Here is a 22094-nt window from a genome sequence, read left to right as displayed (position 1 = left end):
TATTTGTTTTGCTCTAAGCTGAATCTCTCGCTGAAACACAAAAAGACTCGGACTTAAATGTACGGGTCTTGTGGCTAATAGAATAGGGGAGAGTTATTTGATTTTCTTTGTTGGTTCTTTGTAATTTAAAGCTCGCTGACTATCTGCAGTTCCTTCAGTAGTAGGATCGATTACGATACCTAAAATCATAAGAAGGTAAAGCGCCTTTTCTGCGATATCCACGTAAGACTCAATCATCCCTTCAGGGAATGTGTAGCCAAATAGCTCTGCGACTGCTTTTATTAATACAAGAACAGCAGAAGCTATAGCTACAAGGAATGGCTTTTGTCGTAGTCGAACTTTCCAATTGATCTTCATTGAATCACTCTCCTGAAATTAAAATTAGCCCAAAGGAGTCTCACCAAAGGGCTTGTGTGCTGCATATATTTTATTCACCGAAAAAGATTCTCGAAAAGAAATCTCCGAAGAAACTAAGCACAGCGCCATTTGCTAAAATAGCACCGACTATTAAAGCAACCACAGCCCATACGCCCTTAGTCATTTCGACAGCCTTCAAGCCTTTAAACTTCTTTTTCTCACTTGCCTGAGCGGTCATAGCTTCGCTCATTTTCCTTGTATTCTCATCAATATTTCCTAAACGTTCACCAAATACAGCAACTAATGTGCTTAAATTTGATACTTCGCTTTGCACCTTTTCCACCTTGTCCTCCACACCGCCAATTTCGTTACGCAGTTTATCTTCAAGCTTTTGCGTATGTTTGTACATTTCTCCGGGCGTTAGATACTTTTGTGGTTCTGACAAAGCATTAACACCCCCAATAAAGCTATTACTCCATGCCAACTAAGTGTTAGCAGGAATCTAAAAGAATGAATTAAATAAGTTGATGTTTCAAAACTGGCTACAGAGTAGATAAATGTTAAGCCTGCGCCCATTAAACCTGAAGCTATGTAGAATGCGTATTTGTATTTACACTTACGAGCTAATAAAGCCAAAATAGTAATGGCTACATTGATTATAAACATGATTCCCCACCAACGAATGGACATGAATTTCTCCATTAACGCATAGGTTTCCGTATGAGAAATATCATCTGCGCCAATGATCAAAAATCCGATGCCGTTAATTAGTAAATTACCAACTAAGATGAGGGAGGTAATGAACAAAAAATAATCAATAATTTTCTTATCTATGCCAAAATGCCCTAAGATTCTAATCACCTCTCTAGCTCCTTTCCTATATCTATCTATTTAAAATAGGAGCTTTGTCACTAGTGCTCCGCTATGTTTTGAGGTATTCTGTATTTAAGACTCATACGCTATGTTGAGTCTAGGGTTGTTTCAGGCAACCCGATACATATAAAATAGACCTCTCATTCGCAGCTTAATCGAACTAGGAGAGGTCTATTTTTTGTTTTCATCTATGTAAATGTGAGAATAAGGGTAGAATTCTATATGAACTCTCAGATGAGAGATAATTTGAGGTTAAATGGAGCAAAAGAGGGGAGAGGGGTAAAATAAAAAAAAGTTTGTGAAAAGTTCGGCTCTTGAACGCTAGTAGCATCAAGGGTTACACAAACTATTCACAAACTATATTTCAATAAAACTTGTCTTTTATTTCTAATTAATCAACTATTACATAGTTAGAAAGTTTATATCACCGGGGATATTACTGCCAACAAAATTTAAAACTGCAATTTTTCCCTCTGCTTTAAAACTTGTACCGCAACTAATTCCTTTTGTAAATCTATCGCCACCGCTACAATTGATTAAGATTGCATGTCCATGTGATTGACTATTATCCTCAAAGAAGAATGCTGCTTTATTATAAGCACTGTCATTTTCGATGAGGCAATCATTCATATTGCAATCAATACAGATTGAATAACAGCCGTGTACGTCAGCTAATACAGGCCCCTTAGTTCTGATTCCAAAAGATCGAACTCTCAGTATATGAATTCCCTCATGAGCAGTCGTTGCGTTATTGATGTCAGTAGAATCGTTCACGCCACAATTCTCAGCCAATACATTGTACTCAAATACAAATGAGTCACCATTTCTAGTCGCGTGATAATTGAATCCGTCCCTCTGGACATCTTTGACTAATGAGTTAAAAATCCAGAAGGATTTTAGGTTATCGGTACCGATTCCATTTGCTCCAGAACCTTTACTTGAAAGCACATTAAAGTTGTCAACAATGACATGCCCTTTCGTTCCCTCATCCGAAGAGAAGAAAGCAGGCGTTCTATCAGCCCCTGATAAGATCGTCATGTTTCTAATCATTAGTAATGAATCTTCTTTTAGTACTGGGTGTAGCGTATGTGCGTTAACTGTTACATAGGTTTCACCGTTTCTCGGAACTGAATTATTTAACCTATGAACATACAACGCACTCCCTAATTGGAACCAAGTACCCCTTTCATCTCGACACGCTTCTAAGGTATTCACTTTTTTATATGTTGTCGGTAGTTCGTATGAGCTTCTAACTGTATCGTCAAACACTTCTGCTACAGACGATCTCGTTGCTTTATATACTCCTTCTCCCTCATCAGACCAACTTAGCTCTGGTTCTATACTCCCTGCCATAAATCTTTCATTCTCTGCGATAATGGCATAATTCTTAGTAATACTCACGCTTGAACCAATAGCACTTCTTGTTCTAGGTATGTAATCACCTAAGAGAAAAATGATAGCATTTGTAATACTAGGCTCTAACTCTATCTCTCTAATTGTAAGGTCGATTTCTTGCTTAGGATGCTCTCTGGTTCCATCATTTGTGCGATGACCGTTCAAACCGTCCACATAGTAAACGTGCCAACCTAGTATCAAGCTATTAAAATTAAATGTATGTTTAACAATTCCGCTTGTATCTCTATACAATTTAAACTCCAAATCATGGTTAAACTTCGGGAATCCAATGGATTTAATGATTTCATCTACATTGATTTCTCCATATTTAACAGTTCCTATTAAATCTATGCTATTTTTAGTCATTCGACTGTTGAATTTCTCATTTTGCTCCATCTGCGAATCAACCCTTTTATATGTAATTAAGCTTTTTCTGCGCCCTTGAATTCTGGCAATTCCATAAGGTAATCGTACATTTGCCCAAATAAGAATTTATCTTTATCAAATACCGTATTGTAATTCAATGATGTGATTGGTGTTTTCCCTTCAATAAATGCCAAATTGTCCACATAGGCATTAACACTAAATTCAATGTTATTTTCTGTCCACGAAAAATAAACAATTCTTAAATACGCTCTCTTCACTGATAATCCGTTAGTTAGTTCGATGTCTTTTAGAATAGCCATTAAATATTCCCCTTTGTCATTTCTATAGTTTTTGGTTACTTCCATCTCCCAGTTGCGGTTAGATAAACAGGAGTGCTAATTTGTTCAGTAGTACCGGTAGGGGAGATGCGAAGAGTTTTCATAGATATATTTGTAGAAGTGCGGTTTGATAGATTTACACATGTAATTTCATTTCCACCGTAGCTTATACCTGTTGTAACTTGTACTGTACCTGCTGCCACAAAACTCTCAGGGTATGCCCATGTCGAACTCTGCGTAGCGCTAGTAGTTACTGTATGGTAGCAAATCATAGTTCCATCTATATACTTGATGAATCTTCCATTATTGTTATTTCCAAACTCAGTTACTCCTCTAAATTCATTTAGATAGTTTTCATTAACTGATGAGGATAGATTTAGATTTCTGCCTGTATTGGCAAAATTATTGTTTTCATCAATTAATGTTCCAGTTGATTGAGCGAAGTCTATGCAAGTTTGCCAACCTGTAAAGAAGCAGTTGGTCACATTCAGGTCAATTTCACCTATGCACTTTATAGCTGTCGAGACCCTTATTCCAGTACTTGCGATATTGTCACGGATATACATACCGTCAAATTTCACGGATAGTTTATAGGTACTCATCCAACTTTTGGTGTCGAATTCAAAGACGGATTGATGCCTAGCCTCAACATAGCCACCCACGAAGTTTACGTTTCTTGGAAATGTAAAGTATATACCTCCTCGACCTTCTGAATTTGAAGAATCTTTGATGTCAAAAATACCGTCGTAAAACGTAACATTGTTACATTCGCAATTTAAATAAATTCCGTACGTTGTCGCTCTAAAATTGCAATTATACATGCTAATATTATTAAAGCTTTTTAGTGGGTTATTCATAAAATGATGGTATTCAACAGCAATACTGCGTACGTTTCTGAAAGTGCAGACATTTACATGATCGACCCATTCAAAGCATGTATGTAACCAACTGAATTGAATATTTTCAAAGTTTGATTGTCTTAGCATCCCTTCTGATCTTAGGAATACTCCTCGCCTATGCCCTACGTTTCCAGTGATAATAAGATTCTTAACAGACGCTCTAACACAATCTTCACCATCGAGCCATAAAAATGGAGTTTTTTCATTGGATGGATTGAAGTTTATGTCTACGTACCCACCGCTACCACTTATCTTAGGAGCTAAGTTACCTTTATACACTGTATCTGTGATTACATAAGGGGTTGATTTCCAAGGTATTGAAATCTGTAAACCAAGCCTAGAGGCATAACTAAATGCATCTTTAAACATTTGAGTGTCATCTGTTTGACCCTCTACATAAAAGTCAGATACCATTACGCCATGATGTTCAATATTTTGTTTATTATGATTGCTTTTTTTCTCGTTTTGACCCAATTGTAAATCAATTCTAGATCTATCATCCTTGAATTCTTGAGCTGTTTGACTTATTTCATTAGCTTTATTAATAACCGTATCTCTAGAAGATTTCGTAACTTCTAAGGTTTGTTCTACTAAATCATCGACATGTACTTTGTGACCGATAAAGTCATCTCGCATACCAGATTGGAATTTATTGCTTTGTGCAGAACTAGTTGCTTTAAAGTTTTGGTTGTCCTCAAAAATTTCCGTTTTAAACTTGTTGGCCTCGATTAAATCATAAGTTAGGTCATTTCTAATTTGAGTGCGTTGGTTGGCTAGGATATTCATATGTACTTCGATATTAAGGAAAGCTGCCTCGGAACGTTTTTTATAATCTTTTATTGTGGGGTCGGGTTCTGGAAATGACTTAACATGTCCGTTAGCGAACGTTACTCGAAATTCTCCATAATGAAAACCGGCTCTTATAGCATCGCCTTTACCAAACCTGTAAACTAAAGTTTGACCATCTATATCAGCAGGAGAGTTTACAAAAAGAATTTCAGGATCTGAGTCTCGAACTGGCTTATCTCTCATTAAAAACTGAACTTTAGCGCCTACTAAATTAACAAGCGCTGGAACATCAAAATAAACCATATCAGATGTGTCATTTCGTTTAATTAAAAAGTCCGTTTTATTCAAATATTTTTCCCTCCTTGAATGTAAAAAAGAGCATAGGAGAGAGTCCCATGCTCATAAATTAATAATTTAATTCTATTGGTATATGACACCGCTTCTTGTTAGCTCGTTGACAGGAGTAGAGGGGGTTATAGTTCCGTTGATTGCAAAAATAACTACATGACTTCCTCTTGTTATTTCAACTTTTGCATCTCCTGAGTTCCTCACATCACAAGTGGATAATTCTACATTTGAAACACCTTCTGCATAAACAATTCTTCCTTTAGTATTACGTAAATCTGAAGATTTCATATTTACCCTAGAAGCATGGACGCAAACACAGAGGTCTTTTTGAGAGCCAGTTACAACAGATCCCCAAGCATTAATAGTAGAAGAGTGTTGTGCTTGAACCGCAGCCTCGCCTTTAGTGTTCGTAATCGTAGCTTCATGGGCGTTAATAGTCGAAGCTCGGTTAGCAAACACTGCGATGTCATTTGAATCTGAGATGATTGCGTTACGAAGATCGATATTAGAATTATTTAAAGCATAAATAGCGTAGCCTTTTGATCTCAGGACAGTGGCTCGACTTGCACTTACTGAGCTTGAGTCATCACAATAAATACCAATCTTGGCTGAATCGTTCACAGTAGTGGAACGAGCGTTAATTCTAGAGTTATATATAGCCTTAATGCCTTCACCAGCCGAATTGTTGCATTGAGCATTCCAAGCGTTAATTGTTGAGCCGTGGAATGCTAAAACATTAGCTTCTCCTTTTGAGCCATTTAATTTGGCATTATGAACACTAATAGTACTTCCTCGGTTAGCTCGAACACATCTATTCCCTGCATTACTTGCATCTACTCCATTGGCGTTAATTGTAGAAGCATTTAAGGCATATGCTCCGTCATCACCTGCGCCAGTAAAGATTGTTTCATGTGCATTTATTGTAGAAGCTCTATTTGCAAACATACCCTTATATGTAGCATTCTTTACACCAGCTTTAGGAAGCAATGTTAAAGTGGCTCCGTCTGATGCATATACACCACATCGTCCTGTGCCGTCTCCTGTTTTATCCATGTTGAATAATACTCCAATAATTGGCGAAGAGCCATTGGTAACACCGAAAGCAGGGAACATTTCTGCATTTAACTCTGTTGTTAAAGCAGATCTTTGAATAGGAACCTCAGTATCCTCGCTAGTTATTAAAATCCAACTTAGATTTAATCCACGAACCAGTACTTGCTCTTTCATAATAAAGCCTTTAGCTAATACTAGTTCCACACAGATTTGATTTCTTTGATACCAAGCATGATGCTTAGTTACGAACTCTAATGCTTCATTAATAGTTGAAAAGTCGCACCCTGCGCCGCCGATGCTGTACTTTGCCTTTGCTTTGAGCAGCGAGGATTTATTTAGCAGTTTTTCATCATTATCAAGAAGCCTTTTTGCTAAATCAGGGAAGGTATAATTGTCCAAGTTTGTTCTTGCTTTAACAACTTCACCATTCTTAAAATACTCTTGAAGCTCCTCGGCAGTGATTTGATATTTTCTATCTTCAGTCATTAAGCCATTGGCTAATATTCCTCGCCAACCGCCTCTGCGACTCCAGCTTTTAATGAATAAGCCATAAGTGTTTTGAGCTAGTCCCCAGAGTTGATTAATAGTAGGTTCATCTTCCGAAACTCTAACTCTCATACTTTGTGGGACATAGTTTTCTTCAGTTGTAGCTCCCCACATATCATAAACACTCACAGGAGCGTCATTAGAAACATGAAAATTATATCCGTTTACTTTATCCAAGTTAAAGATTACTGACCATTCATGATTATCCCAACGGCGCATAACATTTTCATCTTCAACCTGTACTGTCCAACCAAGCTTCGGAGTAGGGTGGATTATAAACAAATCGTCATACGTAGGCACAGGACTCTTAGGGATCATGAAAAAGTCATTCATTTTTTGGTCAAACTCTGAGACTTTAAGTTGCGCTCGATCTCTCAAGTCCTTATTGTCCTGAATGAGTTTAAAATTGTCTGTTAAAGAATTCTTGATGCCTTCAGCATTTTCTTTCATCTTCTCCGTATAGTCATCTAATGTCTCAGTAACATTAGATCCTTGACTTTTAGTATGTACTCGACCAGAGGGGATAGAGACGAAACCTGTTCCAGTATACGAAATAGTTAAAACCTTATTATCATTCACTGGGTCAAAATAGATAAAGCCACTGCTGTAATCAACAGTGAATTTTGTATATTGTAATGATTCATTTCTAACCTGAAACCAAGTTTGATTATCGGGGTCGGCAATGGTTACTTTCGAATTAATATCAGGTAGCTCTGATAATTGTATTCTTCCACCCAAAACAACCCTTGTATCTTTTTTAGGGATAAAAGGATCATCGGGTGTGCCTTTTCTTAAGTTGTTTATTAGAGGGTACTCTTTCAATTAATCACCTCGTCTTCGTCGTCGTATATTATTTCTTTAATAACAGGTTGATCATCAATAAAAAGCTTTCCAATAGCAGTTATTGAAATATCTGTCGCATCTCCTTCATCACAATGAATAGTTACGCCTGTGTAAATATAACTTTGTTCAAATGGCTCAGAAATCAAGTTAACTCTTATGTGAATAAGTGAGTTAGATCCATAAAGTTGCACATTAACAGAAGGTTTATCGTTAAAAGCTTTTTCGAAAGCGATATGGATAGGGTGGGAGGAGAAGGGGATGGTAGTGAATTCTTGGAGTGTATCGCCAATTTGAAGGGACTTAGTGTTTATAGTTATTGATGATTTCTCAAGTTCAGAAACTCTCTCGTTTAATGATGCGACGTTACTTTTTGTTTCACTTAAATCATTCTGTATAACTCCAACATCTGCAACAAGATAGTCTACAATTCCTTTGAAGCTGTTAAGTTCTATTAGCGTTCTGTTTATCTCATCTATCTTAAAAAATGTATCATCTATATCAAACTGTAATTCATCAACTTGAGTGAATTTATCGTTGATGTCCAGTGCATCAAATACATAACCTTCTTTTTCTATCTCCTCAATTCTCATTGGCTCCCATTCAATACCATTAAACTTGCTGACTTTTTTAGTAATGGGGTGAGTCCACTGAGCATCAAGTGAGGGGTTTTCAGGAGGTTCGTATGAAGTGTAGAAATCAATGTGACGTATACTACCATTGAAGTTAACTTTATCAGTTGGTTGAAAGGGGACAGGGTGAGAATCTTCTACAGGTTCCGAGACATTTGACTGAGTTGAAAACAGCCTCATTGCTTGGATAGTGTTACGAGGCTGTACAATCTCTGACTTAATAACACCATCTTCTTTAATATCAGAATCGACAGTTCGATAAGCCATAACCCCGATAGTGTAATATTTATTAGAGGTAAGACTGTTAAAGGTGAAATTTCTTTGCTCTCTAGGAACAGGCTTAGACTCTTCACCGTTAATATTAGAACCAAGAAGGATAGGAGTAGGTTTGTCACTACTATATATATAAACCCTGAAGCCATCAATGTTATACTTATCTTCCTCATACTTATCAGGATACTCCCATTTAATTGTAACGTTAGCCGTACCGTCATCATTAGATTTACTTGAAAGTGGGGAGGAGGAAAGTGTAACTGATGCAACAGGAGTAGAGATGCGGTTGTTGCGTATACGAAATTGCTGGAATGTTTGATTATAGTTATCTTTGCGATTATTTAGCTCAGTTTTAGCTTTAGTAACCGTGTAGAATAAATTTGCAAGCTGATCTTCAACACTGACAAGTTTTTTACCATTACTTAGCGTGACATCAATTGAATTAGATTTAAAGTTAAGAGATATACGTGAAGCAGTTAACTCGTCATTAATACCTAGCCTTTTATGATATCCCACAATTTTTTCACCAAGTCTCAATCTGTCCCAGTTATGCTGTTCACTAACCATCATGAAAAAGTTGGCAAGTGACATTGTAGTTTCAACTGGGGGCTTATTCAACTCAGACATGACTTTATGTGCTTCATCGTATAAATCGGAATCATCAAAGTAAGCATCATCAACCCATGTCTCTTCTTTGAAGAATCGCTTATATAAAAAATCCAGTTGAGCTTTTGTTAAATTATTCTCAAGTCTGAGTAGAGTGTTCAGAGCGGCTATATCTTTGTTGATATTATCTAATTTATCTCTTTCACTATTTAGTTTTGATTCTTGAGATTTAACAACTTTCTCAGCTTTTGTTTGTTCAGTGACATAAGGGGCTGTGTCTTCAAAGCCTGATTCGTCTGCTGTAAATAATAAATCTTTAGCAATTTGTAACTCAGTACGCTTATCGACCAATTCCCATTCTTCATTTGTGATTACTTCCTCTTGCTTGCTTCTTTGCTCAAGTAAGTCTTTAAACTTATTGCTGTTATCGTCAACTAGCTTATTGTAATCGAGTAAAGCATGACATAAGTCATCACTCATATACTCTGAGTGAGTTATCACATTTCCATCTTCATCTCTTTTAAAAGGGTAGAGGTAAAATGAAAAATCATCAATATAACTTTGACCAGTGGGATTAATCCTGTTTATCGTTAATCCGTTTGTGCCTCTCACATGAAGACGAGTAACAAGCTCATTGTAATTACTACTTTTACTGAAAGATTCTACATAATTTTTATGTGAAAGCTTAAGACCTCTATTAATAGAAAGCTCATCTTTTTCATAAAAATGAACTAAATTTTTATCCGTTTCATAAACAGTTTTTGCTTCAAATACCTCATCAATTTTTTGATTCATTTCTAGCTTTGTACCTTCGGTTATATCAAATTGACGGAATTTGGCACTTAAAGAAGGGGTAATGTGCCCTACCGATAGCCCTGTTCGTTCTAATAAATCGTTGGCTGCCTCTTGAATAGATACTGACTGCTTCTCATAATTCAAGACTTTATGATATGTTAAAGAATAGGATTCTAAAAATGCACTAACTTTAATTGATTCCTCTCCCATTGAGGAAGTAGCATTACAACTAGTAACGATGAACCACAATATTTGATTATCATAATCACATTTGATTGAATACCCTTCTTTTAACTTAGGTACAAGTGGATTGTCAATCAAATTCCTATTGAAGCTATAAGCCTTAGTGTACGCTGTGAAATTAATCTCATGAATCATATCATCGTAATTAAGCACAAGATTGATGTCATCTATTCCATACAAGTTATCAATTATTTCACGATCAGGTTTAGCTAATCTTAACTTAATTTCTTTGGGCTTTGCGCTCTTGTCAAAATAATACATGGAATAAGATCACCTCCTGTGCTTACAGATATGTAGACTCATATAGAACCTCAAGCTCAAAATCACCTTTTCCTGATAAAGTTTGTTCACCTAGTGGAATAGTAAAATAATTCTCATTTGAGTCTGAATAGTAATATTTATTAGGTGTGTTTGACTCAATTATTTCTCTTTCAAAGTCTACTGTTATTTCAGCACCGTCACTTATATTGTCAATTTTAAAAGAATCATTCGGTTTGCCATCGTTTATAACCTCGACAGACCCATTACCAATCTTTTTAATTTTAAGCAATGGATTGATCCCGAAATCTCCATCGTTGTAAATTTGAATTTTGCCATTGGGAACAGGATAACCTTGACGATAACATTTTGAATCTTGGTACTTGTAAATTTGGGAAGACTGGATAGGTGAGTAAGAATAGGGGGAATCGCAAATCATTGAGAAGGTGACATAACCCTGATTGTCTTCGTGTCCAGTGTGAGTCAAACTTGAACTATCTTGAAGCATAGCGTAGTAGACTCTACCGTAGTCTTCATCGAATTGGAGTGGCTCAAAAAAATCTTTATCTAACCATTGCTTGACGAGGCGAAGTTTTTTATTGTCAAAACCGTTTTCAAAGTAAAGTCTTATATTGTGGACTATCGGTTGCTTATCTCTATCTATAAGAAGCGACCTTATTTGATTTTTGATCCTTATAAAATTTACTGTTTGGTCAGCTAGGAAGTGTTCTTCGAATAAGCCTTCCTCAATTGAAACGTTTGTCACTCCTAATTGAGAAGAATGTACGCCTGCATATGTAATTCCTAAACTTTCTTTAATCATTAATTCACCTCCTCAAAATAAAAAGAAGCGCAGATGAATTCCACGCTTCTTGTGCCTATGTGTATCTAATCCCTTTTTTATCAAGAGAGTTTTTAATAAGATTAACTGCATGGTCTGCGCCAGCCTTATCTCCCGTAATGTTTAAGTTACCGATCAAATTCTGAATAACAGTTGAGTGGGTTGTAGTGGAATTTTTACTGCTATTGATGTTTTTAGGTAAATTTAAACCACTTGTGAGGTGAGATAAGTTCATCCCCGGTATGTACGATGACTTCAGTTTTTCTATAAAACCGTTATTTTGTAGAAACCTCATTTCTTTAACAGCTTCAAGGAAGTTCTTCGTATCATTCTTATCAAGCACTAACTCCTTGTTATCCAAGATGGCTAGAGCGCCAGATTTAGGGACATTGTTACCCGTATACCCACCAGTGTTGAATTGCTGAATCTTGCTAATATCTTTAGAACCACTTAAGTAGCTGTTAGCCGAATTAATTGCATTCTTCAAGTCATTCTGAGTGGTCTTATCGATATTTTTGTTGCCTGAGACAGCTTTATAAAACTCATTCAAGTCTTTGATAATAGCTTTATTAGAACCAGTTATCATCTGCTCACGAATCTTATTAAACTTCTCTTCATCATTTAAGATTTGATCATACTTATTCGTTAACTCATCTTTCTGCTCATTCAAAGCATCCTTACGAAGCTCACGAGTACGATCCGTTTGCATATCCTCGATAGACATGTTCTGTTCTTCTAGTTGTTTCTTCAAGTCCTCAACTTGTTTCTGAGTACCCATTGAGTCATCGAGTGAAAGTTTAGCGATATCGTCCATAATTTCTTGACGCTTATCGTATTCTTTCTGCAAACGTTTATTGTAATCCTCATCAGAAGCTTCTTTATCGATAGCGGAGATTAAGTCGTCAATAACCTTAACTCCAGCGTCACGTTGAGCCTCTAAGGCCTTCTTGTAAGCGTCTGTTACTTGGTCAACCATCTTAAGTCTTGCATCTAAGATTTCTTGTTCTTTAGACCAGTATTCAGATTGAAGGTCTGTGAGGTTATTCTTTAATACTTCCTTCTGAGAAGCGTTAAGGTTCTTGTTGTTCTTAATCTGATCCTTAACATATTTAATCGCATCAATATCATGCTTAATCTCATCTTGAAGTAATTTCTCACGCTTGAGCTGTAAGTCAATCCACTTCTTAGTACCTTCGGCTTCACGGTTCATTTGATAGTCTAGCTTATCAAACTCATTTTGAAGTTCTTCTTTTTTACGAGTGAAGGCACGTAGGTTAGCTTCAATGACAGAAAAAGCCACATCATTTAACTCTTGAGTGACTTGTGAGATAGAGATATTACGTTGACGAAGTAAGTCTTGTAGATCGGAGATTTGAGCTTCAGTTAAATTCTTGTTGTTCTTAATCTCACCCTCAAGATATTTCTTCGCATTCTCATCTTGTTGAAGTTGTTTAGCGATCAACTTCTCACGTTCTTGTTGTAGCTTAATCCAAGTAGGAGAGGAGTCATATGTTTCTGATTGCTCTAAGTCAATCTCAGCTAAACGCTCTTCAATTTTCTCACGTTCACGATCATATTCAGCTAATTGGGAGTTAATAATTTCAGCACGAAGTTTAGAGATTTGTTCATCAATGGAGCCAATTTCACCTTCGATGCCAATGATCTCGTTCTGAGCATTATCTTTAGATTGAGCTTTATTGGCAATACCTACAGATACGCCTTCGCCAGATCCTGAGCCACCAGCAGAAGTGATATTACCTGCTTTAACTTGACCGACCATTCCTTGAGGATTAATTGTATTGTAAAGCTCACCATTCTTACGAATTTCATAATGGAGGTGGGAGCCGAAGCTATTACCTGTATTACCAATAGTACCAACTTGGTCTCCAACGTTAACTGTTTGACCTTTCTTAGCAATAACTTTATCTAAGTGGCCATACAAGTGAACATTACCGTCAGAGGCTTGAACAGCTACTGTGTTGCCGTAACCGTTGTAACCTGAACCCGGTGTACCCATACCAGCGAATATGACTTTACCTGAAACGATTGAATCTAATGGATCGCCTGTAGCTCCCCGTAAGTCCATACCGTGATGCATTGCAGTTTTACCGTTGAGAGTACGCATACCATAATTAGATGTGATTTTCTTATCCCAGCCACGAGGCATTTGTCCACCAGATGAACCTCCAGATGACGCAACAGAAGCTCCACCACTTGAAGAATAGCCATTACCAGAATAGTTACCGGTAATCTTCTTCACATAGTTTTGAGTTTCTTTGAAAGGAGGGATACCACCATACTTACGGACGTTGCCGGGGCCAGCATTGTAAGCTGCTAAAGCCTTCTCAAGAGTGCCAAACGCTTTCAACTGTTGAGCGATGTACTTAGTACCACCGTCAATGTTCTGAGACACGTTGTAAGAATCTTTTACACCTAAGCTACGAGCTGTGGCAGGCATTAATTGCATTAAACCTTGTGCGCCTGCATGAGAACGAGCATTAGGTTTAAAAGCAGACTCTTGTTGGATAATAGCTGCGATTAAGTGGGGGTCGACACCATGTTTACTAGCTGCTGCGTTAATTTCTTTAGCATATTTACCTGAATAAGCGCCCCTTGAAGAGGAGGTAGAGGCAGGAACAGTGTGTTGTTGATTACCACCCGAAGCACGAACAGCAGGCTCAGATACACGAGTAACTAATTGACCATTCTGATTATAACCAGTTGAGCCAGTAGTCCAACTTTGCATACCAGTTTGTTTATAGTTACCTGTCTTAATCTGATTGTTTAAGTCATCAACTTGAGCTTGTTGAGTGGAACGTTGACGTTCTAAGAGGTCAATTTCTTTCTGAATAGCATCACGATACTTCTTAGAGTGTTGAGCATATTGAGACTTTAGACGATTAAGTTTAGCTTGTTCAGCATTAAAACGAGCCATCTTGTTACGATACTCATCAGTAATGTAGAGGGCTTCTTTGGTTTGATCGTTTGAATCCTTTTGGGAGTCTGCTGCATCGGAGGAAGCGTTAGCAGTATTCTCAATTTCAGAGCCAACAGTGGAGAGGGAAGAGCCGGCTAATTCGGAGAGCTTATCGAGAGTAGAGAGTTGTTCGGAGAAATCAGATACTTCTCTACGAGCCTGACCAATCATATTGGTACGATAGATATCGGCAGAAGACTCTTCACCACCGTAGCCGATAGAAGCGTTAGCGTTGTAGATTTCTTCGTCTAAACGAGCAAGCTCCTGTTTGGCATCAGCAACAGACTTGATAGCTTGGATTTCGATACCGTAGGATTTAAGTTTCTCTTTAACTGCGTCACCAGTAGCGAGGAGGGACTTACGTTCAGCTTCGATCATATCAGAGTAGGCTTTCATCTTAGCTTGACGGAGTTGTTCGATACCTTGCTCGTTGAGTTTTATCTGACCGTTCTCTATCTGGATTTGGTCTATCAAACCCTCAGTTTCGCGTGCCATTTTCATTACTTCGGTGGCTGTTAAAGATTTACCTTCTGCTAGATCATCAAGTAAACCATTAAGGATGGACATCTCGGAGGAGGTTTGATCGTAAGCATCATATAAAGTCTCTACTGTGTCAGCAAAGGTGTCAGTTGCTACTGTAGCCATATCCATGTTCTCTGTATATTCAACGATTTGACCGTTGATTTCCATATACAAAGTAGCGCCTTCATCATTTAACTCATTAAGACGCTCCATAGAAGTGATAGGAATGCTACCTTCAAGATCTTCAAATAAATTCTGACCTAGCTGTGCTTGCAAATCAGAAACTGAGCCTTGTAAGGATCTAATCACATTATCAGTTTGTTCAAAACCTAAATCATTTAAGGTTTTTTTATAACTATCCCAATCAGTCTCACCTTGCTTAACGCTTTTACTTATATCAGCTAATGCGTTTGCTTGTTTTGAAGTAAAGTTCTCAACATTGTCGGTCTTAAAGGCTTCACCAACATTTTGTCTTACTACGGAGAGCGCATCTCCGAGCTCTAAAGTATCTTCAGTGCCTTTGCCTAACGACCTGAGCCATTCAAGGTCTCCATCTGAAAGGTACTCAGAAGACGAAATGATATCACGATATACTTGATCGATATCTTTTGCAGTCTCTAAGATTTGTTGATCAATTGTGTTAGTCTCGTGTCTTCTTTTTCTTAGACTTTCGTACATCTCATCGTATTTCTGCTGAGCCAAAAGTCTCTGACCGTCTGTTTGAGCTTCATCAATCTTGGACTGTTGCATCTCAAGCTGCTTCTCAAGCGTAGAGGTTACAAGTTCATTACTCTCTCTATCACTTTCTAAATCGCTTCTTGTCTTTGCTATTTTGTCTAACATCTGAGGAGCTTCGGCGATTGCGTCAGCTTTTTCTAGCTCTAGCTTACGTTCTAATAACTCGATTTCAGTTCTTAGTTTGTCTGAGTTGAGAATTATCGCTTGACCCTTTGCATCCATTCCAGTTACGACAGATGGGAGTAGGGTGGCAAGCTCAGAAGTTAGACGGTTGTATTCCGCTTCTTCGTCTGTATTAAGTTTACCTGCGCTTTCTTTAGCTTTCTCAAGCTCAGCGTAGCTATCAACCATACTATTGATTTTAGATTCATTAGCTTGCAAAGACTCAACTGAATCGTTGAGATTGTCTTCTATTTCTTTCTGTTTACGTGAATTGTCCATCATTACAGAGAACAGTTTTTCAAGTGCAAAAGTTACACCAGAGATTAGTAGTAGAGGAGGGAAAGCGCCGGCCATAAATCTGCCCATAGTTGCAAAGGCAGTTCCAGTAGCAATAGCACCTTTTTGTAATAATCCGAGTGTGCCAGTTAAGGTAGTAGCTGCTGAAGATTTCATTCCCATTGTCATAACTGAGGTACGTAGGTTATTATTGAAAAGCATTGTAGCTAGGCTCGCTGCTCCGATAACTGAAGGGAGTAAACCGAAGGTTTGGATGAGGTCTGCACCACTGCTTGCCAAAGTACCAATGCTTTCTGCAAAGACAATTATACCGTCTTGTAATAACGCTTCACCTGATGCTATTGCAATCTCAGTAAATGTGTTACTGAGACGAGCTAAACGTGCCTCAAGGCTTTCGTAAAAAATCTCCTGCTCCCTAGCTGCTGATCCTGCAGAATTGGTTGCAGTAGCAGTGGCTTCTAAAGCTCTGTCATAATTACCCATTAATACCAAAAATCTGGAAAGCTGAAACCTGCCCGCTATCTGTAGACCTATTGATTGTTGTTGTTCTGCATTTAAAGTCTGCCAGCGCTCTCCTAGATCATCAAGTATCCTAGCTACTGGTCTAACGTTGCCTTCTAAATCATGTACCGCTACTCCAACAGAGGCTAGTGCATCAATACTAGGGTTCATAGTTGTAACACGAGAGGCGATTGTTTTCAAACTATTTCCTAAAATATTTCCCGACTCTCTTGTGGTCTCTCCTATAGCAGTACTGTACCCTATGAGTTCTTGGAGTGAAATCAGCTAAATGTTAACCTAAAGGCTTTTTATCCCTTAGTTCTTATATTTGATTTAATATAAGCTCGGCATATATTTTCTACTTTTCAAGTAGTCGGACACTCGTGGAAGGATTATATTTATTCACCTTCTATGCTCTACACTGTCACAAAGCCTAACGCAATCCTTGTGATTAGCACGGTATTAGCATCTCAGCCTTCACCGTTTTTGCCCAATTCTTCACTTAATGATTTCTCAAAAAGGCGGCATTTCTACCGAATGTATTCGCTGAACCCACAGATTTCTGTACAGAACTTACTATGTCTTGAGAAGATATCGCAAAGTTATTGTCAACTTCATTAATCGCATCTACCGCTACTTTTGCATACTCAGGCACTTCTCTGAAGCCATTTACAATAGCCGTAATACCTGAAGCAGCCTCATCAACGTTCATTTCAGATATATTAGAGAACATTGTGGCTGCTTCGGTCATTGCGATTAATCCATCGCCTCTAAAGCCTTGTCTGGCGAAGAGCTGAATTCCTTCGTTTATATCCAGTATGCGGTTTGAGAGCCTGTCTGCAAGATCAATGCTTTGCTGCAATATATGAGCCCTATCAATTTCTCCATTTGAAACCCTAACAAGTGTAGTCATTTGCTTATCTAACTCTATTACTTGCGATGTTAGCTCCTGTGCTGCACGTAATGGAGCGTAGAACATTGTGGCTGCTGCCCATATATTTTCCACTTATAGCGCTAATATAAGCGTGTTCTCTAATGAACTACTGTATGTTTCCATACAGATAAGACTATATCTTTATCCTTTCGGATACCTCCCGTTTCCACTCGCTTGAGTGTACTGGTTTTCACCATAGTCGTTACACGTTCCTATAAAGGGAAATAGGCTTCGCTCGGTATTGTCCTCATCTTAGTATGTTAGGAGTTCCACCGAATTAAAGAGGTTTAATGTGAACTTGTTACCAATCCACAGTGGGAATTTAGTTAGAGCGGTTTTTAAACTTTCGCCAACAGACATGCCAGCTTGCATAGTAGCACCGGCAGCTTCTTTTGCATTACCACTAAGCTTTCTGAATTCCATATTGAGATTTTGCATTTGATGAGTTAGGTTAGGGGTTCTTGCGTTGAGGTTATTAACGGAGTTTAAATAGTTATTAAGACCTGTATTGTCTACATGCGTACCATGAGTACGTCTAATATTTTGAGCATTTAACGCTGCTTGTTGTTGATAAATTCTTAGCTGTTGTTGCAGTTCTTTCGTTTTGCGTTCCTCAGCCTGACGATTCTTTTCAATATTATTTCTGACTTGCTGTTCGTATCTTAAAGCTTTTTCACGTTCAGAATTCTGTTTAACAACGTTATTGGTGACTTTACGTTGCACAACTTCACCATGTTGATTTAGCTTTAAGGTTTGTGTTAGCCCTGTTTGAGCACTTTTATAGGCCTCGGTAGTTGTTCTAGCACCTTTGGCGTTTTCTGTTGTAGTACGTTTTGTCAGTTCATATGTCTTATTTAATTCAAGGTTGAGTGCTTTTGTCTGTTTCACAACTTCATTGGTATGACCAGAACTTTTCTTCATAGAGTCTGAAGTTTGGTTAGCTCGTTGAACAATTTCAGCAAATTCGCCTTTTAAGCCACCAAAGTATTCACGATTAACCCTAGTTCCGTCTGGCAACAAAGCAGATTCAATAACCCTTTTTGTATTAATGGCTTCTTTATTAATCTTGTTAAATTCTTTAGTCAGCTTATTGAATGTACTTAACTCAGCTTTATTAATGCTCAAGCCTAGGTCTAGTTTTTTTACCTTTTTCTGTAGGGACAAAATTCCGGCATTCAACTCACTTAGACTTGCTCCGTGATTAACGCCAGCAGTAATGAGCATACGAAGATTATCGCTAATAGACGTCACCTCCTTTTAGAAATGAAAAAAGACACCCCTGTATAAGCGAATGTCTGTAGATTTAATCATATTTAGGCTTTTCACCAAGTGTTTTTCTAAGGTTGTCGATTTCGATTCTATACTCAACCTTTGCTTCAGTTAAATCCTTATTTGATTCACCTTCAGCATAACTCTCTTCAATTTTTAACATCATAAGGCTAGTTAAAGATGTGAATGTAGCTGCCATAACCTCTGAGTCTTTGTACTCTGCATCACCTGAGTCGAGCGCATCTAATTCAAAAACCAATTTGTCAGATAAGTCATCATCGTCGCAGTCTTGATTAGTTGAGCAATCTTCAATCTCCTTGACATGTTTCTTTCCTAATTCATACGCTTGTTTTGAAATACCGTCAGGAGGGGAGGAGCAGGCGAAAAGTATAAGTGCTGTCAGAATAAAAAATGAGGATAAAACTACTCTTTTATACAAATAAATCACCCTTTCATATTGGTATGTATTTCATATTCTTACTCGAATAGTATTATACACTGAAAGGGCGTTCATCGGTTATGTTATTTTTGAAACTGCCTTGCCATGTTTAAAGTTGTTTGCATTTTCGCCTCGTAAAGCTATTGACTGCCAACTAGCTTGACATGCTGTTGAACAGAACCTTTGCTTTAATTTCTTTCTTCTCCTAAATTCCTTATGACATGACTCACAAGGATCGTTTGTATAGGCTTTATTTGATCTAAAAGTGTCTGCACAAGAATTTGAACAAAAATGATTCTTACTCTTCTTTAATTTAGAATCGTTTTTATAAACATCCTTACCACACTGTTCACAAGACACTTTATTAAGTGGTTTAGCTCTTGAATCTGTTGTACATTTTTTAGAACAAAACTTAAACCTATCCAATCTATTTTTCGGAAGCATAACTTTCTTTTTGCAAAACTCGCATTCTTTTTCAAATCTTTCGTATTGAGGATTTAGCTTGCCAACGAATTTTGAGTCCCATTTATACTTGCAATGTCTATCACAAAAAACGCTATTTCTTTTACCTTCATCTAGTTCATCAGCAATGTATTTTTTCACGGTAATTTCAGCTTTACAGTTATAACAGTTTAACAGTCTCCTTGTACTATTTGTCCTACAATCTTTAGAACAATAGTTCTTTTTAGCCCTGATGAATTGTTTTATTCTTCTGTCAAACTCTTTATTGCAACCTTCACAATTGATTGTAATGTATTTTGAAGGATCAATTCCTCTGACTTTATCTTTAATTTCCAAGTCAATGATTAAATCAAGTTCTTTAGAGGTAAAATCCATGTATGGTTTTTCTAATACTTCATTAATATATAGATCAGACTTGTGAGTAAAATAATCGAAGCTATGATAGCTTTCTAATTTTGCGCTAGATTCAACATAGAGACTTATGAGGCTTTTAATTAATTTGGGCTGAGAAATTATGTCCTCTTCCCAAAGATATAATATGTCTTTTTTATATTTATTCCTAATTTTTCTTCTTTTCTTTTTATCCTGTACAATTCGTCTAACTTGCATTTCATAATTGACTTCCTTATATTTTCTATGATCGCAATGAAAATAGGTACCCATCACTTCGATGTACAGTCCGTGTTTAATTAGATAATTATCGAAAGCGAAATATCCTTCGATATGCTCATTTTCATAGTCTAATTTAAGGTCATCAAGGATTTGATTAACGATTACTTGAGGCTTCGAGTTTGTTTGGCTTATCTTGCCAGATGTTAAATTGTTAAGAGCTACACGCCTGTTTCTTTCAATTGGTTCTGGAAGCTTCATAAAAACATTGTGCAAATAATGATCAGAGCATTTTTTAGAACAAAAAACGTTGCTTCTTTGATCTAAGTAATTTTTAGTTCTTAGGAGGTTAATTCCACAGGTACCACATTTACAAGGAATCCGCTTTACGTAGTTGGCGCTGCCTTCGCCTTTAAATGCGATTGATTGCCATTCTTGCAAACATTTCTTATTGCAGAAACGTGAAGAATTTCTTAAATTATTCGGAACATAGTAACTATTTTGACACTGTTCGCAAGTTAACTCGAATCGCTCTTTTGGTTTAGCACTTTTACCTCTTCCAGAACATTCTTTTGAGCAGTAAGTGTTTAATGCACGACTCCCATTTTTATAATCCCTTAAAAAGATGCAGTGGCAACTATCGCATGTGAATTTAACTTTGCATCTTGAAGATGGTGAGAGGTGTTTAATGCTTATCGCAAAGGTATCGCCGTATTTACCAAATTTATATCCAAGATCAATATATCTTTTTTTGGTATTACCGTTCCATTTAACTTCAACTTCTTGATCCCAAATAATCCCCATCATTCCACCTCCTTATCACTATTATTTTTCTTCATACCATTCATCTCATCCAACTCATTACCAATCCTCAACACTTCAACAACCTTAACCTGCAGCGCATCGCTCACAAACTTCCTAAGCAATCCTAACTCTTCGCTAATCGCATCATTCCTTATCTTCAAAACACCGTTCTCATTACTCAGCCGCTCATTATCTCTGACCAAATCAATATTTTCGTTCTTCACACTTTCAATCTTGAAAGCTAATTCCAACACATCAATAGAATAGGAGAGAGGAGGTGCAACATTATTAACGTTACTCATTATCGTCACCCTCAATTATCTTTCTATCTGCATCGTTCATCAGCAATCCTTTTCTCACTTCATCTTTTACGTTCCAAACTAGCCCGGTATCATCTTCTAACTCAACCCACTCGAAATCATAATCCTCAATCATCACATTGATAATCTCATTACCCATTAGATCAACCAATGTAGTCTCATACCCAGTCTTTAGTAACTCGCTAATACATTTACCGTCAGCTTCCCATAAAGCGAGTGTGGGACTTAAATCTGAGACTTCATAGCTTATGTAGTATGTAAGTGTTCCGTATAATCTGACCATTGCTCAAGCCATCTCCTTTAAAATTGGAATGATTTTCTTGCTTGAGATTAGATTACTACAAAGATAAATTAGTGTAAAGTGGTTTATGTATATTTCTTTATAAATAAATTGATTTGCAATTGTATAAAGAGTTTACTACAATAAATTTAACTGTTATTATAAATATAATTAGTTCCAATCAGAGGTGAGACGTTGGCTAGAAAACTGGTAAGAAAAAGATCCCACATTAACGCTACAATCAGAAAGGATCTGCATGAATTTTTGCGATTTTACTCTGAAATGTCTGACGTACCAATTTCGAAGCTTTTAGATAGAGCAATCTTAA

16 protein-coding genes are annotated in these 22094 nt (G+C 37.2%); all 16 read right to left on the bottom strand.

The window, feature by feature from the left end:
• Nucleotides 1-93 precede the first annotated feature (93 nt).
• Nucleotides 94-357 (bottom strand): phage holin, encoded by a 264-nt coding sequence (locus ACQKKO_RS04240; RefSeq protein ID WP_498644628.1) that lies wholly within the window; start codon nt 355-357, stop codon nt 94-96.
• Nucleotides 358-427: 70 nt separating this feature from the next.
• Nucleotides 428-802 (bottom strand): hypothetical protein, encoded by a 375-nt coding sequence (locus tag ACQKKO_RS04235; RefSeq protein WP_498644627.1) that lies wholly within the window; start codon nt 800-802, stop codon nt 428-430.
• Complete coding sequence (locus tag ACQKKO_RS04230) at nt 778-1218, bottom strand: hypothetical protein (protein ID WP_498644625.1); 441 nt, start codon at nt 1216-1218, stop codon at nt 778-780. Before ACQKKO_RS04230 ends, ACQKKO_RS04235 begins: the two co-directional genes overlap by 25 nt.
• Before the next feature lie 414 nt (nt 1219-1632).
• Nucleotides 1633-3021 carry a hypothetical protein gene (locus ACQKKO_RS04225; protein ID WP_498644623.1) on the bottom strand — a complete coding sequence of 463 codons (1389 nt, stop codon included), beginning with the start codon at nt 3019-3021 and terminating at the stop codon, nt 1633-1635.
• 26 nt (nt 3022-3047) lie between these two features.
• Nucleotides 3048-3311: a hypothetical protein gene (locus tag ACQKKO_RS04220; protein WP_498644621.1), complete on the bottom strand. Its 264-nt coding sequence runs from the start codon at nt 3309-3311 to the stop codon at nt 3048-3050.
• Between the two features lie 35 nt (nt 3312-3346).
• Entirely contained in the window at nt 3347-5365 is a 2019-nt protein-coding gene (locus ACQKKO_RS04215) for a hypothetical protein (protein WP_498644619.1), read from the bottom strand.
• A 72-nt stretch (nt 5366-5437) separates the two neighbouring features.
• Nucleotides 5438-7786, bottom strand: coding sequence for a right-handed parallel beta-helix repeat-containing protein (locus ACQKKO_RS04210; protein ID WP_498644618.1), 2349 nt, complete (start codon nt 7784-7786; stop codon nt 5438-5440).
• Complete coding sequence (locus ACQKKO_RS04205) at nt 7783-10614, bottom strand: DUF7359 domain-containing protein (protein ID WP_498644616.1); 2832 nt, start codon at nt 10612-10614, stop codon at nt 7783-7785. The genes ACQKKO_RS04210 and ACQKKO_RS04205 overlap by 4 nt, the downstream gene beginning before the upstream one ends.
• A 22-nt stretch (nt 10615-10636) precedes the next feature.
• Entirely contained in the window at nt 10637-11434 is a 798-nt protein-coding gene (locus ACQKKO_RS04200) for a phage tail domain-containing protein (RefSeq protein WP_498644614.1), read from the bottom strand.
• A 55-nt stretch (nt 11435-11489) separates the two neighbouring features.
• A complete protein-coding gene (locus tag ACQKKO_RS04195; RefSeq protein ID WP_498644662.1) occupies nt 11490-16931 on the bottom strand; it encodes a phage tail tape measure protein in 5442 nt (1813 codons plus the stop codon).
• A gap of 220 nt (nt 16932-17151) precedes the next feature.
• Entirely contained in the window at nt 17152-17655 is a 504-nt protein-coding gene (locus ACQKKO_RS04190; protein ID WP_498644612.1) for a phage tail tape measure protein, read from the bottom strand.
• A gap of 180 nt (nt 17656-17835) precedes the next feature.
• Entirely contained in the window at nt 17836-18807 is a 972-nt protein-coding gene (locus tag ACQKKO_RS04185) for a hypothetical protein (RefSeq protein ID WP_498644610.1), read from the bottom strand.
• Between the two features lie 79 nt (nt 18808-18886).
• Nucleotides 18887-19291, bottom strand: coding sequence for a hypothetical protein (locus ACQKKO_RS04180; protein ID WP_498644608.1), 405 nt, complete (start codon nt 19289-19291; stop codon nt 18887-18889).
• Between the two features lie 78 nt (nt 19292-19369).
• On the bottom strand, nt 19370-21166 hold the full coding sequence (locus ACQKKO_RS04175) for a hypothetical protein (RefSeq protein WP_498644607.1): 1797 nt from the start codon (nt 21164-21166) through the stop codon (nt 19370-19372).
• On the bottom strand, nt 21166-21468 hold the full coding sequence (locus ACQKKO_RS04170) for a hypothetical protein (protein WP_498644605.1): 303 nt from the start codon (nt 21466-21468) through the stop codon (nt 21166-21168). The genes ACQKKO_RS04175 and ACQKKO_RS04170 overlap by 1 nt, the downstream gene beginning before the upstream one ends.
• Nucleotides 21461-21769 (bottom strand): hypothetical protein, encoded by a 309-nt coding sequence (locus ACQKKO_RS04165; protein WP_498644603.1) that lies wholly within the window; start codon nt 21767-21769, stop codon nt 21461-21463. Before ACQKKO_RS04165 ends, ACQKKO_RS04170 begins: the two co-directional genes overlap by 8 nt.
• Nucleotides 21770-22094 lie beyond the last annotated feature (325 nt).

Source organism: Alkalihalobacillus sp. NPDC127517, from assembly GCF_050276055.1.
In the GTDB taxonomy this organism is placed as follows: Bacteria; Bacillota; Bacilli; order Bacillales; family Bacillaceae_D; genus Alkalicoccobacillus.
This window is presented reverse-complemented; position numbering and strand designations above follow the sequence as displayed.

Bases quoted from the DNA above. Each gene is read 5' to 3' on its own strand.
- ACQKKO_RS04240 (WP_498644628.1), bottom strand. From the start codon at position 357: ATGAAGATCAATTGGAAAGTTCGACTACGACAAAAGCCATTCCTTGTA.
- ACQKKO_RS04225 (WP_498644623.1), bottom strand. From the start codon at position 3,021: ATGGAGCAAAATGAGAAATTCAACAGTCGAATGACTAAAAATAGCATA.
- ACQKKO_RS04220 (WP_498644621.1), bottom strand. From the start codon at position 3,311: ATGGCTATTCTAAAAGACATCGAACTAACTAACGGATTATCAGTGAAG.
- ACQKKO_RS04205 (WP_498644616.1), bottom strand. From the start codon at position 10,614: ATGTATTATTTTGACAAGAGCGCAAAGCCCAAAGAAATTAAGTTAAGA.
- ACQKKO_RS04200 (WP_498644614.1), bottom strand. From the start codon at position 11,434: ATGATTAAAGAAAGTTTAGGAATTACATATGCAGGCGTACATTCTTCT.
- ACQKKO_RS04185 (WP_498644610.1), bottom strand. From the start codon at position 18,807: ATGCTCATTACTGCTGGCGTTAATCACGGAGCAAGTCTAAGTGAGTTG.
- ACQKKO_RS04175 (WP_498644607.1), bottom strand. From the start codon at position 21,166: ATGGGGATTATTTGGGATCAAGAAGTTGAAGTTAAATGGAACGGTAAT.
- ACQKKO_RS04170 (WP_498644605.1), bottom strand. From the start codon at position 21,468: ATGAGTAACGTTAATAATGTTGCACCTCCTCTCTCCTATTCTATTGAT.
- ACQKKO_RS04165 (WP_498644603.1), bottom strand. From the start codon at position 21,769: ATGGTCAGATTATACGGAACACTTACATACTACATAAGCTATGAAGTC.